The organism is Brevibacterium sp. HMSC24B04 (assembly GCF_001806835.1).
GTDB lineage: Bacteria > Actinomycetota > Actinomycetes > Actinomycetales > Brevibacteriaceae > Brevibacterium > Brevibacterium ravenspurgense.
This window is the reverse complement of record NZ_KV786117.1, coordinates 1-14370: the sequence shown is the minus strand read 5'-3', so window position 1 is coordinate 14370 and position 14370 is coordinate 1. Positions and strand designations below refer to the sequence as shown.

Here is a 14370-nt window from a genome sequence, read left to right as displayed (position 1 = left end):
GTGGGGCTCACCTTTCCAGGTGAGCCCCACCTCGTGCTTTGGGGTCAGTCCAGAAGCCGCGACCTGATGAGGAACCGCAGCCCCGTGGGGCTTTCGATGCTGAAGCCACCGCCCCTGCCGGGCACTGCATCAACCAGCAGGTAGGTGTGCTTCCAGTACTCGAACTGCTCCTTAGACATCCAGAAGCCGATCTCCGCAGACTCTGCGGACACGTCGGGCAGAGTGAACGTGCCCAGAAGCACGTCCGAATCTCCGGTGAGGAACTCACCTTCCGGATAGCACATGGGAGCAGACCCGTCACAGCAGCCGCCTGACTGGTGGAACATCAGCTGGCCGTGCTGCTGTATCAGCTTCTGCAGCAGCTCCACCGCCGCCGGGCTCAGCCCCACGCGCGAGCGCTGTTCACCATCGATCTCAGGCCGCGCTTCGACTTGCGCGGTCACTGTGGCGCCGTCCTGGTCTCCGGTGATGTCGTCAGCCATTGTCAGAAGAATCCCATGGGGTTTTCGTCGTAGCTGACCAGCAGGTTCTTGGTCTGCTGGTAGTGGTCGAGCATCATGAGGTGGTTCTCACGGCCGATGCCGGACGACTTGTAGCCGCCGAACGCAGCGTGCGCCGGGTAGTTGTGGTAGTTGTTCACCCACACGCGGCCGGCCTGAATGTCACGACCCGCACGGTACGCGATGCCGCCGTTGCGCGACCACACACCAGCGCCCAGGCCGTAGAGCGTGTTGTTCGCTTCCTTGATGACAGAGTCGTAGTCGGTGAACGATGTCAGAGCGAGGACGGGGCCGAAGATCTCCTCCTGGAAGATCCGCATGCTGTTGTCGCCCTTGAAGACCGTCGGCTGGACGTAGAAGCCGTCGGCGAGGTCACCGTCGAGGTGGTTCTGCTCACCGCCGATGAGCACTTCGGCACCTTCGTCCTTGCCGATCTGCAGGTACGACTTGATCTTCTCAAGCTGATCGTTCGAAGCCTGGGCGCCGATCTGCGTATCCGTGTCCAGCGGGTTGCCCTGCTTGGTGTTGCGAACGCGCTCAAGGCCGAGCTCGACGAAGTCGTCGAAGATGCTCTCCTGCACGAATGCGCGGGACGGGCAGGTGCAGACTTCACCCTGGTTGAGGCTGAACATCGCGAAGCCCTCGGCCGCTTTCTGCCGGAACGTGTCATCAGCTGCCATGACGTCTTCGAAGAACACATTGGGGCTCTTGCCGCCCAGTTCCAGGGTGACCGGGATGAGGTTCTGCGATGCGTACTGCATGATGAGCCGGCCGGTGGTCGTTTCACCGGTGAACGCGATCTTCGCGATGCGCTTGTTCGAGGCCAGCGGCTTACCCGCTTCGACGCCGAAGCCGTTGACGATGTTGACCACGCCGTCGGGCAGCAGGTCCCCTATCAGCTCAATGAGCACCATGATCGAGGCGGGTGTCTGCTCGGCTGGTTTGAGAACCACTGCGTTGCCGGCTGCGAGCGCAGGCGCAAGCTTCCACACCGCCATGAGCAGCGGGAAGTTCCACGGAATGATCTGGCCGACCACGCCGAGCGGTTCGTTGAAGTGATAGGCGACGGTGTTGTCGTCAATCTGCGACAGGCGGCCTTCCTGGGCGCGGATTGCGCCGGCAAAATAGCGGAAGTGGTCGATGGCCAGAGGAATGTCAGCCGTCAGCGGTTCGCGGATCGCTTTGCCGTTGTCCCATGTTTCAGCAACGGCGAGCATTTCGAGGTTCTCTTCCATCCGGTCGGCAATCCGGTGGAGGATGAGCGCACGTTCAGCAGGGCTTGTTTTGCCCCACGCGGGTGCGGCCTTGTGTGCCGCGTCGAGTGCTGCTTCGACATCGTCAGCGTCTGACTGCGCGACTTCGCAGAAGACTTTGCCGGTGACCGGGGAGGGGTTTTCGAAGTAGCGACCGGCCTTCGGCGGCGTCCACTGCCCGCCGATCCAGTTGTCGTAGCGGGATTTGAAGGTCACCTTGCTGTCAGGTGTATTGGGTGCTGCGTAGACCGTCATGATTCTCTCCTTTGAGATCTCAGGTGCAGTGCTGCAGGACATCGGTGTCCTTCCCCTAAACTACGCACCTGCCCGCGGGCAGACAAGAGGTGTCTCAGAATCCGCAGCAGACGCACGAGGTGGGGCTCACCTTGCTAGGTGAGCCCCACCTCGTGCGCTTCGGTCAGCTGTTGAGCTGCTGGTAGACGTCTTTCGGCACCCGGCCGAGCGTGTAGAACTCGGGGTTTGGCCGCATTCCCGACACTGTGGCCATGCGGTTGGACAGGCCGAAGAACCCGGTGATGGCGGTGATGTCCCACACGTCTTCGTCATCGAAGCCGTGCTCGGCCAGACGGGTGAAGTCGTCTTCACTGATGTCTGCGGGGTCGGTACAGACTTTCATGGCGAAGTCGAGCATGGCCTCTTCGCGGGGTTCAAGGTCGGCATGCTTGTAGTTGACGGCCACTTTGTCTGCAATGTCCGGGCTTTTCTTGAACAGGCGCAGCAGCGCCCCGTGGGCGACGACGCAGTACAGGCACCCGTTGGCTGACGAGGTGGCTGTCACGATCATTTCGCGGTCGGCTTTTGTCAGGCTGCCGGTGTCTTTGTCCATGAGCGCGTCGTAGTAGGCGAAGAACGCGCGGAACTCTGCGGGTCGGCGAGCCAGTTTGATGAATACGTTGGGAACGAAACCGGACTTTTCGGCTTCTGCTTCGATCCGCTGTCGGATGTCGTCGGGCAGGTCTGTCAGAACTGCGTCAGGAAATCGCTCAGTCATGTGAGCCAGGTTACATGCGGTCACGTGGTTTGGAAGGCAACGTTTCACATCCGGAGATCTGGGCCATTTGGTTCGAAATTGGCATAGAATTGAGGAAGGGTATCGCGCAGAAATCTTCGCCGCCGTCACTGTTGACTATTGAACTGCGATTTTCAGCAGCGATCGTCGTGTCCACACAGAGGAATGGAAGGTCATGCGCAAAGGCATCATCATCGCGATCGTGGCAGTGGTCGCACTCGTCGTAGGCGGGGTCATGTTCGCCGCCCTCGGAAAGAAACCCTCCACACTCACGCTCAAGCCCAACGTGCACATTGCCGGTGGCAAAGACGGCTTCGCCGTCCACGATGTCACCGAGGACAGCGTCACGATCGACGAGGACAGCTCGATCGCAGAAGGCGCAATCGTCGCCGGAGGAACAGGCAAAGCAGCACCGAACGGCTTCCTGCGCAAAGTCACCTCCGTTAAAAAGCAGGACGGCGAAATGGTGCTCGAGACTGAGCAGGCTGCTCTGACTGATGCAATCAAAAAGGCCGATGTCAACCTCGATATCACCATCGACCCAAACGGCAACCACACGCTTGACGACAACGGCCAGACCAAACGGAACCCGCTTGGCGCGGCACCGGCACACGCAGTACCGGCCGCGAGCGATGGGGAAATCTTTTCGTATTCGGGTGACGAACTCGACGCCACCGGATCTTTGGCCCTGTCGCTCAACATGAGGGTCGCCGAAAACGGCAAAATCGACTTCGAGACGAAAGCCGACCTTAACCTCGACAGTGAGTTCAAGCTGCAGAACCCGGGCGATTGGAACAAAGACCTCTTCACCAAGCAGCTTCTGCCGGTGACGGTCATTGTTGACGATTTCCCTGTAACTCTGGTCAACGAGCTTTCTGTTTCGGCCAACGGCAGTGTTGACACAGAAGCGGATGCGACCGTCAAATCAAGTCTCGAGCGGACCGTCGGGTACCGTTACCTGTCCAGCGAAGGTCTGTCGCCCATTGACGAAGAGAGCGAGCAGACATTTGAAATCGCCGCGGCGGATCAGGACAACCTCGATGCTTCGGGGCACGGCGCGGTCAATGTGAACCTCACCAGCAGCGTCTTCGGGATCGCCGGCCCAGAGATCACAACCGGCATTGACACTGACTTCGATGCTTCGCTCGAAAAGGCCGAACCCGGAACAGGCGAGTCTGAGCTCATTAAGCTTCCCGGCCTTGACGGCACCTACGCCGGAAGCGCCGATGTGACGGCGACCGCACCCCTGGAAGCCAAGTTCAACGCGAGCGAAAAAGCCGGCAACCCATTTGACGACAAAAAGAGCCGGAAAATGGTCAATGCCGAACTGTTCAAGGCAGAAGAGCCGCTGGAGCTCTACACCTACTCGCGCGAAATCTACCCCGAAGGCTCTGAGGGTCAGAAGGTGTTCGCCGAGCTTGAGGGCAAGGACTTCATCTTCTCGTCCGGTCGCGGCGCCTGGCGCACGAGCATCACCATGGAGAAGGGCGGCAAGTTCAAGGGCTCGTACCTGGATTCCGATGTCTACGACAAGTACGCCGCTGAGTTTACGGGTCGTTTTGAAGTGGTCAAACGCGTTGATGAGTACACGTACAAGCTCAAACTCAAGGACCTGAAGACAACCACTCCGACGGGTGAAAAGGCATACGAGGACGGCGGCACCGTCGAATACTCCGAGCCATACGGCTTTGAAAAGGGCACAGACTTCGACCTTTACCTGCCCGGGCACCCCACGGAAGGTCTCCACGAGGAATACCTGTACTGGTCATACGCCTGCAAGAGCAACGAATCGGCCATCGACCACTACGGGCTGTTCAACGTCGAACCCGAGTACGGCATGTGCACGGTCGACGATTGATTCCCGGGGTCTCGCCACGCGGCACGAGGCACTGACACCTCGGGCGTTGCCGCCACTCGGAGAGTTCCGCTACTGCTTGGCGTCTTGGCGTGGGATGACGACCCTGCGGTAGATGATGAGCAGTGACGCTGCGACAGGAATCGATGCGATAGCCCCGAGCACTCCACCGAGCGTCGCTCCGGCAATCGCGGCGATGATCACGATCGGCCCGGGAACGTCGGTCACAGCCTTCATGATGCGCGGGTTGAAGACGTAGGCCTCAATCTGCATGTACACCAGGTAGTAGATCGCGGCGATGAGCGCCAGGGTGGGTGAGCTCATCAGGCACGACACCACGATGATGCATGATGCCGATATCGTGCCGACCAGCGGGATGAGCGAACCGAGGAAGGCGATGAACGCCAAAAGGGCAGGCAGCGGAGCACCGATGATGGTGAGGAACACCGCCGACAGCACTCCGTTGGTGGCTGCAAGCGCGCTCTGGCCCAGAATGTAGCGGCCGACTGAACTGGTGATCTCCTCCGTGACGTCCTCAACATCCTCGCGTTTGCGTGCCGGCATCAGACGGTAGAAAGCGGACTTGATGCGGGGCAGTCCCGCCGCGAAGTACAGGGTGAGGATGATGACGATGATGACGTTCGTGGTGAACGTCATGACTCCCGCACCGATCGTCAGAACACCGCCGCCGATGCTGGCGAGGTTCGCAGGATTCGAGGCCCAGGCGCCGGCGTTTTCGAGGCTCTCGTTGAGGTCGATGCCGAACGGCAGGTTCTCTTCGAGCTTCGCAAACCACGGTTCATGCATGATGTCGTCGATGATCCGCGGGATGTCGCCGATGAACTGCTGCACCTGCCGCACCACCGGCGGGACGACGAGCAGCAGGACGCCGGCTGCGACGATGACGACGGCCAGCGACGTGATGGTGACAGCCCATCCGCGTTTGATTCCCCGGTTGTTGAGGAACCGGATGACCGGCTCAAGACCGAGTGCGAGGAACAGCGCGCAGGCAATGCAGACGATGACACCGGCGAGGTCGTCGACCAGATGAAAGAGCCCGTATGCCAGTCCTGCTCCGAGCATGCCGAGGAACCCGATGACAAACGGGTTCGCGTTCCGGCCGTTGATCGTGATCGCACTCACCCGATCAGTCTAGATCCCACGGGCCGCAGTTCTCAGGCCTTCTTCGACTTCGCCAAACCAATCGCAATCAGCAGGCTCACACCCATGAACGCGCCAGTCATCGCGGTGACACCCCACCATCCGAAATCCTGCCAGGCAAGCGGCGTGAGGTTCCCCGCTGCTGATGACCCCATGTAGTAGAACAGCATGTACATGCTCGCGGCTTGAGCGGGCAGACCGAGGCGGGCGGCACCTCGGGAGGGGACCCAAGCAGACGCGATCGAGTGGGTGATGAAGAACCCCGAGGCGAGCACCAGCAGACCAAACACAATGACCGCCAAAGGCGAGGCCGCGAGCAGTCCAACACCGACCAGCGCAGTCAGAGGACCGAAGACCATCACCGCCCGCATTGAGTAGCGGTTGGCCAGCCGGGCCGCGTGAATGCGGCAACAGCAGCCACGCACCCACAGCACACGCAACGGCAGCAAGTGCTGAGACAAACAGAGCGAAGTGAGCCGCGTCCAGCCCTAGGGGCGCACCCAGATCCAGCCGTTCGTGCAGGCTGACAACACCGGACGTGATGAGGCGAGCGCTCAGACCTCCGAGCGTTGTGCCGAAGATGTAGATCCCCGTGGCAGCCGTCGCGTAGTCCGGGTGGATTTCCTCTTTCAAATACACCGCTGCGGTGGCGGGCAGCCCGGCCAACAGAACACCCATGGCAAAGCGCAGAACAAGGAAGGTCGGCCAGTCGGTGACAAAGGCGCTCACCAGGCCCAATGCGCTTGCTGACAGCAGGGAGAAGCGGATGAGTGCGACCCTGCCGATCCGCTCGGAAACGGGGGCTGCCGCAATGAGCCCAACCGCAAGACCCGCCGTTGCAACGGACACCGAAAGGGCTGACTGTGACGGGGAGATCCGCAGGTCCCGCGTGAAATAGGGCAAAATAGCTTGCGTGTTGTAAAGCAGCACGAAGGTTGCCAGGCCCGCGACGAGCAGACCGATTTCGATCTTCTTCGTCTGCCGGTGCCCGCGCGGATATCCGTCGAAGCTGCTCACGAAGTTCACGATACTCAGCGCTCGGCTGATATTGCCGGCAGGTACAGTCTGACGCCCGAGCCTGTAAGAGGAGAAACACGTGTCCACCATCCCCGAACACACCGACGGAGCAGCCCCCGCGGATTCGCTGCTCGCCTGGATAACCCGTCCGGCATCGCTGACGCTGCCGGACTTCCACCTGTCGGCCGAGGAGCTCCGCAGCACGCTCACAGCTGTTCTCACTCAGTTCCAGCAGGATCTCGAGGCGATCGCCTCGGACGAATCACCCGCCGACTTCTACAACACTGTCGTCGCCCTGGAAAAGGCAATGGAGCCGCTGCGCCGCCTGTCCGCAGTGGCCGGTGTCTTGCAGGGTTCAGCCCACACGGACGACAACAGCGACGCGCTTGCGGAAATCGATGCGGAACTGTCCTCGGCTTTCCTCGGCGTTGAGCTCAACTCCGCCCTGTTCAACAGGCTTGAGGCGATCAACGACGCTTCCCTTCTGCCGGAAGACCGTCGTCACCTGCAGCTCCTCCTGGCTGATTTCATTCGCGCCGGCGCCCGCCTGGACGATGACGGCAAGCAGCGCGTCGAAGCGGTGTCAGCGGAACTGACCCGTTTGGAGAACCGCTTTGCGAACACCGTCCTGGCTGAAACCAACGCTTCGGCTTTTGTGATTGAACGCGGCGGCCCGTACTCACCTGACGGGCTGACTGAGGCTCAGCTGGCCGCCGCCGCTGCCCAGGCGCAGGAACGCGGTGTTGACGGCTGGGTGCTGCCTTTGGAGTCGACGACGGTGCAGCCGCCGGCTGAATCACTCACCGATCCGGAGACCCGCTCGGCGCTGTTTGCGGCATCCGCTGATCGGTGCAGTCGCGGCGGTGAGGGTGACACCCGAGGTCTGGTTGCAGACATCACGGCGCTGCGCGCAGCTCTGGCCGGTGTGCTGGGCTACAGCTCGTTCAGCGAGTACGCGATTGAACCGCAGCAGGCCGGCAACCCGGAACAGGCTTCGAGTCTGCTCATTTCGCTGCTGGAACCGGCCAATCAGCAGCTGCAGCGTGAACTCGACACCATCGAAAAGACCGCGCAGCCGCAGAGGCTTGCCGCGGAAGACATCCCGTTCTGGCTGCGCCGCGTAGGTTCGCAGCTGTACGGCATCGACCACAGCGAAATCAGCAAGTACTTCGAGTTCAACCGGGTGCTGCACGACGGTGTTTTCTACGCCGCGAGCGTGCTGTACGGATTGAGCTTTGAAAACGTCACCGACCGTTTCGCAGGCCGCCTGTGGGATGAAACCGTCACGGTGTGGGAGATCTCCGAGGGCGCCAAAGTCTTGGGCCTGGTCTGCATCGACCCGTACACGCGCCCCAGCAAGCGCGGTGGGGCGTGGATGGCGGAACTCGTGACCGGCGCCCGCCTGACGGGTGAACAGCCCATCATCACCATGACGATGAACGTGCCCCGCCCGGCACCCGGCGAACCGGCCCTGCTGAGCCTGGACGACGTCAACACGCTCTTCCACGAGTTCGGCCACGTGTGGCACGGACTGTTTGCCGATTCCACCTACCCCAGCCGGGCAGGCACCTCGGTCCCCCGGGACTATGTTGAGTTCCCGTCGCAGCTGAACGAAATGTGGATGCTCCACCCGGATGTTCTGCCGAACTACGCCCGCCACATCACAACGGGCGAACCGCTGCCGGAAAATCTGGTCGAGCAGATCAAGCAGGCGCAGAAGTTCGGGCAGGGCTTCGGCACGATCGAATACCTGGCTGCCGCTCTTCTGGACCTTTCGTGGCACGGTCTGGAACCAGGCGAACAGATCGAGGCGGTTCTCGACTTCGAATCCGAGGTGCTGTCTGCCGCCGGGTTCTCGCCGTCCGTGCAGCCGCGCTACCGTTCGCCGTACTTCATGCACGCCTTCAGCTTCGGCTATGCGGCCGGTTACTACTCGTACCTGTGGTCAGAACAGCTGGCCGCCTACGTATCCGAATGGTTTGACCAGCAGGGCGGCCTGAAGGCCGAGTCCGGTCAGGCGTTCCGCCGCGCTGTTCTGGCACCGGGCTTCTCGGTTGACCCGGAACAGGCCATCACCCAGTTCTTCGGCGAACAGCCCACCGTCGACCCGCTGCTGCGCCGCCGCGGTCTGCCAACCCGAGAACAGACCCAGGCCGAGGTGCCGGTCGGCTCCCCCGCCGACACCTCGGCAGCCGCCGGCTCCCCCGCCGACACCTCGGCACCCGCCGGCTCCCCCGCCCAGGCACCTGCCGAAACCCACCCGGAAGCACCTCGGGAGGTCTGAACCGTGCACGAACGCAATCAGCGAGTCCAGGCTGACCTCGACAAAGCCGGCATCACCGGGGAGATCACGATCTTCACCGAGCACCTGCCCACCGCCGCCGATGCGGCCGCCCACCTGGGCATTGAGACAGGTGCGATTGCCAACAGCCTCATCTTCCGGCTTGACGGCGAACCGGTGCTCATCATGACCTCCGGCGCGCACCGCGTGGACACGGGCTTTGTCGAAGAGCAGACCGGCGGGAAGATCAGCCGGGCCAACGCGGACGTGGTGAAGGAAGCCACCGGGCAGGTGATCGGCGGGGTTGCCCCAGCAGGCCACACCAAGCCGATTCGCACGTTCATCGACCGAGCACTCGCGGCCTATCCCATGCTGTGGGCGGCCGCCGGCACCGCGGATTCGATGTTCCCGCTGACCTACGCGGAACTGCTGCGCCTGACCGGCGGAGAGGAAATCGACGTTGAACGCTGACACCCCGAGTTCCGGAAGACAAGAGCCCCACGAATCCCGTCCGGCTTCCGCACAGTCAGCCCAAAAAGCGGGTGCGCGACTGGTTGCCTTCGCGTCTTCCCGCGGCCGCTACTACGCGGTCGTTCTGGCGTTCTTCTGCGTGGCTCTGCTCGTGTCGAACATTTCAGCCACGAAGGTCATCGCGTTCTTCCCCATGGGCGAAAGCACCGACAACTACTGGATTGTCGCCGACGGCGGAGCTTTCCTGTTCCCGTTCGTGTACATCATGGGCGACGTCATTTCCGAGGTGTACGGCTTCGCAGCCGCCCGCAAGGCCGTCATCATGGGCTTTGTGTCGCAGCTGGGGGCCTCACTCATCTTCCTGCTGGTCATCATCGCCCCGCCCGGCCCCGGCTATGACGGGCAAGAGGCTTTCGCCGCGGTGCTCGGCTTCTATCCGCGAATCGTCGCGGCATCGCTTGCCGGCTATGCCGTAGGCCAGATGCTCAACGCCTTCGTTCTTGTGCGGATCAAACGCCGCATGGGCGAGCGCGCCCTGTGGGTTCGCCTGCTGGGTTCGACGGGTGTGGGCGAAGCAGCTGACACCGTCATCTTCTGCACCGTGGCCTTTGCCGGTGTGATTCCCGGCGGTGAGTTCATCAAGTACGTGCTGTTCGGCTTTGTGTACAAGGTCGCGGTCGAAGTGCTGTTCCTGCCCGTCACGCAGGTGGTCATCCGCTGGTTCAAGAAGCGCGAGGGCACCTACTCGATCGAAACCGACGCCGAGCGCAGGGCTGAAGGCGCCCGAGTGTGAACGCGCTGTCCCGGCTGAGTTCGCTTAGTTCGCAGGGCCTGCCCCTCTGGGGCCGGGCCGCCCTGGTGGCCGCGGGTGTGGCGGCCGGCGCGACAGCCGGCTGGCTGTCGAGTTCCGCGTGGATGAACGGGGTGCAGGCCCGCACCCGCCGCGGATGGTGGAAGCACTTTCACGAGGCGGAGCTTGCCTTCTTCCCCGACGGCTCAGTTGGGCCGGTGTCAGGTTGGGCCGGTGACGCGCGCCCCCTCAGGGTCAATGTTCTGGGTGATTCCGCAGCCAGCGGGGTGGGCGCTTCCAGTGCTGACCGCGGCTATGTGGGCATCGTGCTGAGGCGTTTGGCATCTGAGGCCGGCGCACCCGTGCTGGTGTGCAATATCGCCCAGCCCGGCGATTCCTCGTGGCTTCTGATGGAAGAGCAGCTTCCACAACTCAAAGCAGGGCGCATGTTCACCCAGGCCGATGTCACGATGTGCGTCATCGGCGGCAACGACATCGCCGACCGCGCCTTCACTGACGAGGGCTTCGCGTGGACTGCTGAGCGCCTATACCCCGCACTTCCGGCAGGGACCGTCGTGTCAACCGTGCCGAGCTTCGGCCTGCCCGTATTTGAGCGCAAGTGCCGTGCGGCAAATGCCCTCATCCGCCGTCTGGCCGCTGAAAACGATCTTGAGCTTGCCGAACTGCACGCAGCAACAGCATCGCTGTGGTCGCGCAGCACCCTTGGGATTCCGCGGCAGTTCTTCACAATGGAATCGGATGTATTCCACCCCAACGATCACGGGTACACCGTGTGGGCAGAAGCTGTGTGGCCGGCCGTCAGGCGCGCGTGGCTGCGAAGCTCTTCCGCAAAGATGTTCGCCTAAACACAGTCTGTACGGGTACGTACGCGCACAACATGTGTTCAGGCGGACACGTCTCCTGAGGCCGACGTCAAAACAGCAGCGCCCGGGCTCCTTGCGGTACCCGGGCGCTGTCTGCTTCTCAGCTCTGGACTTTCAGATCTGAGCTCAGTGCGGCTGTGTCAGCGGTGCTGATCAGGCGTCTTCGTGTTCGTCCGTTGCAGCGTTCTTGCTGGAGCAGCTCTTGTAGCACTCGCGCAGGTGAACGCCGAGGTCGGCGTCCACGTTGGTCCAGTACTCGAAGAACTGTTCGCGGATGCGGTCGACGGTGATGGCCATGCACTGTCCGCACAGCGTCTCCTTGAAGCGGTCCTTCTGCTCGTCGGTGAAGACGTCGCGGTAGAGGATGCCTGCCTGGCCGAAGTCATCGTCGTCCTTGCGCAGGGTTGCTGCAGCGCGGACGAGCGAGCCGTCGTTCTCCCAGCTTGCTTCCTTGACCGACTCGTCAGCCACTGGGCCACCTTCGGTGCCGTAGGAGTGCGGCGAGTACACGCGGTGCTCAGCAGGCGTGATCGCGTAGTTCATGTGGCCTTCGTGCATGTAGTTCTTGGCCTCGGTGGCACGCGGCTGGTTAACCGGCAGCTGGTTGTAGTTGGTGCCGACGCGGTTGCGCTGTGCATCCGGGTAGGAGAACACGCGGGCCATGAGCATCTTGTCCGGCGAGATTCCGGTGCCCGGAACCTGGTTGCCCGGCGTGAACGCAGCCTGCTCAATCTCCTGGAAGAAGTTCTGCGGGTTGCGGTTCAGGGTCAGCGTGCCGACCTTGATGCGCGGGTAGTCGGCCTTCGGCCACGTCTTGGTGAGGTCGAAGGGGTTGAGGCGGTAGGTCTTGGCCTCTTCGTACGGCATGATCTGGACGTACATGTCCCACTTGGGGAAGTTGCCGTCCTTGATCGAGTTGAAGAGGTCGCGGCGGTGGTACTCGGCGTCCGAGCCTGCCAGCTTCTCGGCTTCTTCAGCCGTCATGTTCTCTTCGCCCTGCTGGGTCAGGAAGTGGTACTTGACCCAGAAGCGCTCGCCGGCTTCGTTGATCCACTGGTAGGTGTGCGATCCGTAGCCGTTCATGTTGCGCCACGTGCGCGGCAGACCGCGGTCGCCCATGAGGTAGGTGACCTGGTGGCTGGACTCAGGCGAGAGCGTCCAGAAATCCCACTGCATGTCCGCATCGCGCAGGCCGGAGTCGCCCAGGCGCTTCTGCGAGTGGATGAAGTCGGGGAACTTGATGCCGTCGCGGATGAAGAACGTGGGCGTGTTGTTGCCGACGATGTCGAGGTTGCCCTCGGTCGTGTAGAAGCGCAGCGAGAAGCCGCGGACGTCGCGCCACGTATCAGGCGAGCCCTGCTCACCGGCAACGGTCGAGAAGCGGATGAGCGTCTCGGACTTGGTGCCGGGCTGGAAGACGGCTGCCGAGGTGTACTTCGACACGTCTTCGGTGACTTCGAATTCGCCGAATGCGCCGCCACCCTTAGCGTGCGGGTTGCGCTCCGGAACGCGCTCGCGGTTGAACGATGCGAGCTTCTCCAGCAGGTAGTGGTCGTGGAGGGCAGTGGTGCCGTCCGGGCCCATCGTGAGCGAGTGCTCGTTGTTCTGGACAGGCGCACCTGATTGGGTGGTCAACCGGTGTCAGTCATGTGCTGATTCCTTTCAAGGGGCGATTGTGGATTCGGAAACTTGCGAGCATTCGGCACACAGGCCGTAGAAGGTCACTTCCGTGACCTCCGCTGCGAACCCTGCCGGCGGGTGAATGCACGGCGGGGCCTGCGTGGCACACGGAGTGTCTTCCACTGCGCCGCATCTGCGGCACACAGTGTGGTGATGGTTGTCGCCGTGGTCGAGTTCGAAGAGCGCAGGGTGTCCTCCCACTTCGATCTTGCGCACAAGCCCTGCACTCTTCAGTGCTTCGAGCACGCCGTACAGAGTTTGGAAGCTCACCGTGGGCAGGGTCTTTCGGACGTCGTCGAGCAATCGTTCGACGCTGAAGTGACCGTGCCCGCTGAGCGCTTCCAGCGCTGCAACGCGCGGCGACGTGACACGCAGACCCACAGCCTTGAGTGCCGCACGAGGGTCCTCGTGCGCATTCAGGGTCGCTGATGGATCTGCAATGTTCATCACTTTCGGCCTAGTCGCTCTTTTGAATAGTTCAAACAAATGTAGGCAAACGCACAGTGAAGAGTCAGCGCAAGCACTAGAGTTCGTCACATGACACCGGAGTTGCGAATTACCGATCTCATCCCAAGCCTTCAGCAGCTCGTCGACCTCTATGACTCTGTCGGCTGGTTGGCCTACACAAGGGATCCCGAGGCGCTCGCGGCGTCGGTCGCCGGGTCTCAGTGGCTGAGGTCAGCGTGGTGCGGAGAATCTCTCATCGGCCTCATTCGCATTCTCACCGATGGCCACACAATCGCCTACCTGCAGGACATCCTCGTTCACCCCGAGGAGCAGCGAACAGGGGTAGGCAAGGCGCTCATGGCAGAAGCAGCGGACGCGTTTTCTCATGTTCGCCAATTCGTTCTCATCACTGATGACGAAGAACGCCAGCAGTCTTTCTACCGAGCCTGCGGTTTCAGCACAGCCGCCGAAAACAACATTCACGCCTTCGTGAAGTCCCAGTAACCGTCCACAAACCCTCGGCCTTCTGTGTCCTTGAGATACAGGTATGTGGGGCAAAATGGCTGACAACAAGGTCAAGATGCGACCTTTTGACATCGCTGAACGCCTGCAGACGAAGGAGCAGGTGGCCTACTGTCTTAAGGCTGTGCTGGAGGATCAAGACCCTGATTTCCTCAAGTCAGCTCTGGGCGACATCGCTCGCTCCAAGGGCATGGCAAAGCTTGCCAAGGAAATCGGCCTGGAGCGCGAGTAGCTCTACAAGTCCCTGAGCGCAGAAGGCAACCCGTCGTTCAAGACGCTGTTCAACCCCATCAAAGCCCTCGGCATGACGATGCGCATCGACTACGCCACGAGCGACAAGAAGATCGAGCTCGACCCCGACATCCCCAAGCGCAGCGACGCGTCAGCCTGAGAGCAGAAGGCGGGCGGCGCCTCGTAAGCCCAAAAGCTGAAACCGAACAGAGCCCAGCGCGGCTAGGGCGTGTCTGATAAATGTCGGG

Annotated in this window: 14 protein-coding genes; 7 read left to right on the top strand and 7 right to left on the bottom strand. The window is 61.8% G+C overall.

Features of this window, described 5'->3' with window-relative positions; all coding sequences use genetic code 11:
• Positions 1-44: 44 nt before the first annotated feature.
• The 3 genes from HMPREF3092_RS10130 to HMPREF3092_RS10120 all read right to left on the bottom strand — a co-directional run bounded on the left by HMPREF3092_RS10130 (position 45) and on the right by HMPREF3092_RS10120 (position 2765).
• A complete protein-coding gene (locus HMPREF3092_RS10130) occupies positions 45-482 on the bottom strand; it encodes a DUF779 domain-containing protein (protein WP_070424801.1) in 438 nt (145 codons plus the stop codon).
• 2 nt (positions 483-484) lie between these two features.
• Positions 485-2008, bottom strand: a complete 1524-nt coding sequence (locus HMPREF3092_RS10125) for an acetaldehyde dehydrogenase ExaC (protein ID WP_070424800.1) — start codon at positions 2006-2008, stop codon at positions 485-487.
• 163 nt (positions 2009-2171) lie between these two features.
• A complete protein-coding gene (locus HMPREF3092_RS10120; protein ID WP_070424799.1) occupies positions 2172-2765 on the bottom strand; it encodes a peroxidase-related enzyme in 594 nt (197 codons plus the stop codon).
• 193 nt (positions 2766-2958) lie between these two features.
• On the opposite strand from HMPREF3092_RS10120, the gene HMPREF3092_RS10115 reads away from it, so the two are divergent.
• A complete protein-coding gene (locus HMPREF3092_RS10115; RefSeq protein ID WP_070424798.1) occupies positions 2959-4641 on the top strand; it encodes a hypothetical protein in 1683 nt (560 codons plus the stop codon).
• Between the two features lie 69 nt (positions 4642-4710).
• Here HMPREF3092_RS10115 and HMPREF3092_RS10110 read toward each other — a convergent pair whose 3' ends face one another.
• Positions 4711-5781, bottom strand: coding sequence for an AI-2E family transporter (locus HMPREF3092_RS10110; RefSeq protein ID WP_070424797.1), 1071 nt, complete (start codon positions 5779-5781; stop codon positions 4711-4713).
• A 9-nt stretch (positions 5782-5790) separates the two neighbouring features.
• Entirely contained in the window at positions 5791-6906 is a 1116-nt protein-coding gene (locus HMPREF3092_RS11080; RefSeq protein ID WP_256174424.1) for an MFS transporter, read from the bottom strand.
• Here HMPREF3092_RS11080 and HMPREF3092_RS10095 point away from each other — a divergent pair.
• Genes HMPREF3092_RS10095 through HMPREF3092_RS10080 form a run of 4 tightly spaced genes read left to right on the top strand, consistent with a single transcriptional unit; the run spans position 6896 to position 11224 of the window.
• Positions 6896-9100, top strand: a complete 2205-nt coding sequence (locus tag HMPREF3092_RS10095) for a M3 family metallopeptidase (RefSeq protein WP_070424794.1) — start codon at positions 6896-6898, stop codon at positions 9098-9100. The two genes, HMPREF3092_RS11080 and HMPREF3092_RS10095, sit on opposite strands and share 11 nt — an antisense overlap.
• 3 nt (positions 9101-9103) lie before the next feature.
• Entirely contained in the window at positions 9104-9568 is a 465-nt protein-coding gene (locus HMPREF3092_RS10090) for a YbaK/EbsC family protein (RefSeq protein ID WP_019174433.1), read from the top strand.
• Positions 9558-10361: a queuosine precursor transporter gene (locus HMPREF3092_RS10085; protein WP_101672022.1), complete on the top strand. Its 804-nt coding sequence runs from the start codon at positions 9558-9560 to the stop codon at positions 10359-10361. Before HMPREF3092_RS10090 ends, HMPREF3092_RS10085 begins: the two co-directional genes overlap by 11 nt.
• A complete protein-coding gene (locus HMPREF3092_RS10080) occupies positions 10358-11224 on the top strand; it encodes an SGNH/GDSL hydrolase family protein (RefSeq protein WP_070424793.1) in 867 nt (288 codons plus the stop codon). Before HMPREF3092_RS10085 ends, HMPREF3092_RS10080 begins: the two co-directional genes overlap by 4 nt.
• Before the next feature lie 171 nt (positions 11225-11395).
• Here HMPREF3092_RS10080 and HMPREF3092_RS10075 read toward each other — a convergent pair whose 3' ends face one another.
• Together HMPREF3092_RS10075 and HMPREF3092_RS10070 are read right to left on the bottom strand one after the other, a co-directional pair.
• Positions 11396-12877, bottom strand: coding sequence for a catalase (locus HMPREF3092_RS10075; protein ID WP_070424792.1), 1482 nt, complete (start codon positions 12875-12877; stop codon positions 11396-11398).
• A gap of 27 nt (positions 12878-12904) precedes the next feature.
• Entirely contained in the window at positions 12905-13369 is a 465-nt protein-coding gene (locus HMPREF3092_RS10070; RefSeq protein WP_070424791.1) for a Fur family transcriptional regulator, read from the bottom strand.
• A gap of 90 nt (positions 13370-13459) precedes the next feature.
• Between HMPREF3092_RS10070 and HMPREF3092_RS10065 the strand changes: the two genes are divergently transcribed.
• Together HMPREF3092_RS10065 and HMPREF3092_RS11420 are read left to right on the top strand one after the other, a co-directional pair.
• On the top strand, positions 13460-13873 hold the full coding sequence (locus HMPREF3092_RS10065) for a GNAT family N-acetyltransferase (RefSeq protein ID WP_019174428.1): 414 nt from the start codon (positions 13460-13462) through the stop codon (positions 13871-13873).
• Positions 13874-13928: 55 nt separating this feature from the next.
• Positions 13929-14123: an addiction module antidote protein gene (locus tag HMPREF3092_RS11420; protein WP_197456678.1), complete on the top strand. Its 195-nt coding sequence runs from the start codon at positions 13929-13931 to the stop codon at positions 14121-14123.
• The last annotated feature ends 247 nt before the right edge of the window (positions 14124-14370 follow it).

Coding starts and splice junctions, on each gene's coding strand:
- HMPREF3092_RS11420 (WP_197456678.1), top strand. CDS start 13,929: ATGGCTGACAACAAGGTCAAGATGCGACCTTTTGACATCGCTGAACGC.
- HMPREF3092_RS10125 (WP_070424800.1), bottom strand. CDS start 2,008: ATGACGGTCTACGCAGCACCCAATACACCTGACAGCAAGGTGACCTTC.
- HMPREF3092_RS10070 (WP_070424791.1), bottom strand. CDS start 13,369: ATGAACATTGCAGATCCATCAGCGACCCTGAATGCGCACGAGGACCCT.
- HMPREF3092_RS10065 (WP_019174428.1), top strand. CDS start 13,460: ATGACACCGGAGTTGCGAATTACCGATCTCATCCCAAGCCTTCAGCAG.
- HMPREF3092_RS10115 (WP_070424798.1), top strand. CDS start 2,959: ATGCGCAAAGGCATCATCATCGCGATCGTGGCAGTGGTCGCACTCGTC.
- HMPREF3092_RS10130 (WP_070424801.1), bottom strand. CDS start 482: ATGGCTGACGACATCACCGGAGACCAGGACGGCGCCACAGTGACCGCG.
- HMPREF3092_RS11080 (WP_256174424.1), bottom strand. CDS start 6,906: ATGGTGGACACGTGTTTCTCCTCTTACAGGCTCGGGCGTCAGACTGTA.
- HMPREF3092_RS10120 (WP_070424799.1), bottom strand. CDS start 2,765: ATGACTGAGCGATTTCCTGACGCAGTTCTGACAGACCTGCCCGACGAC.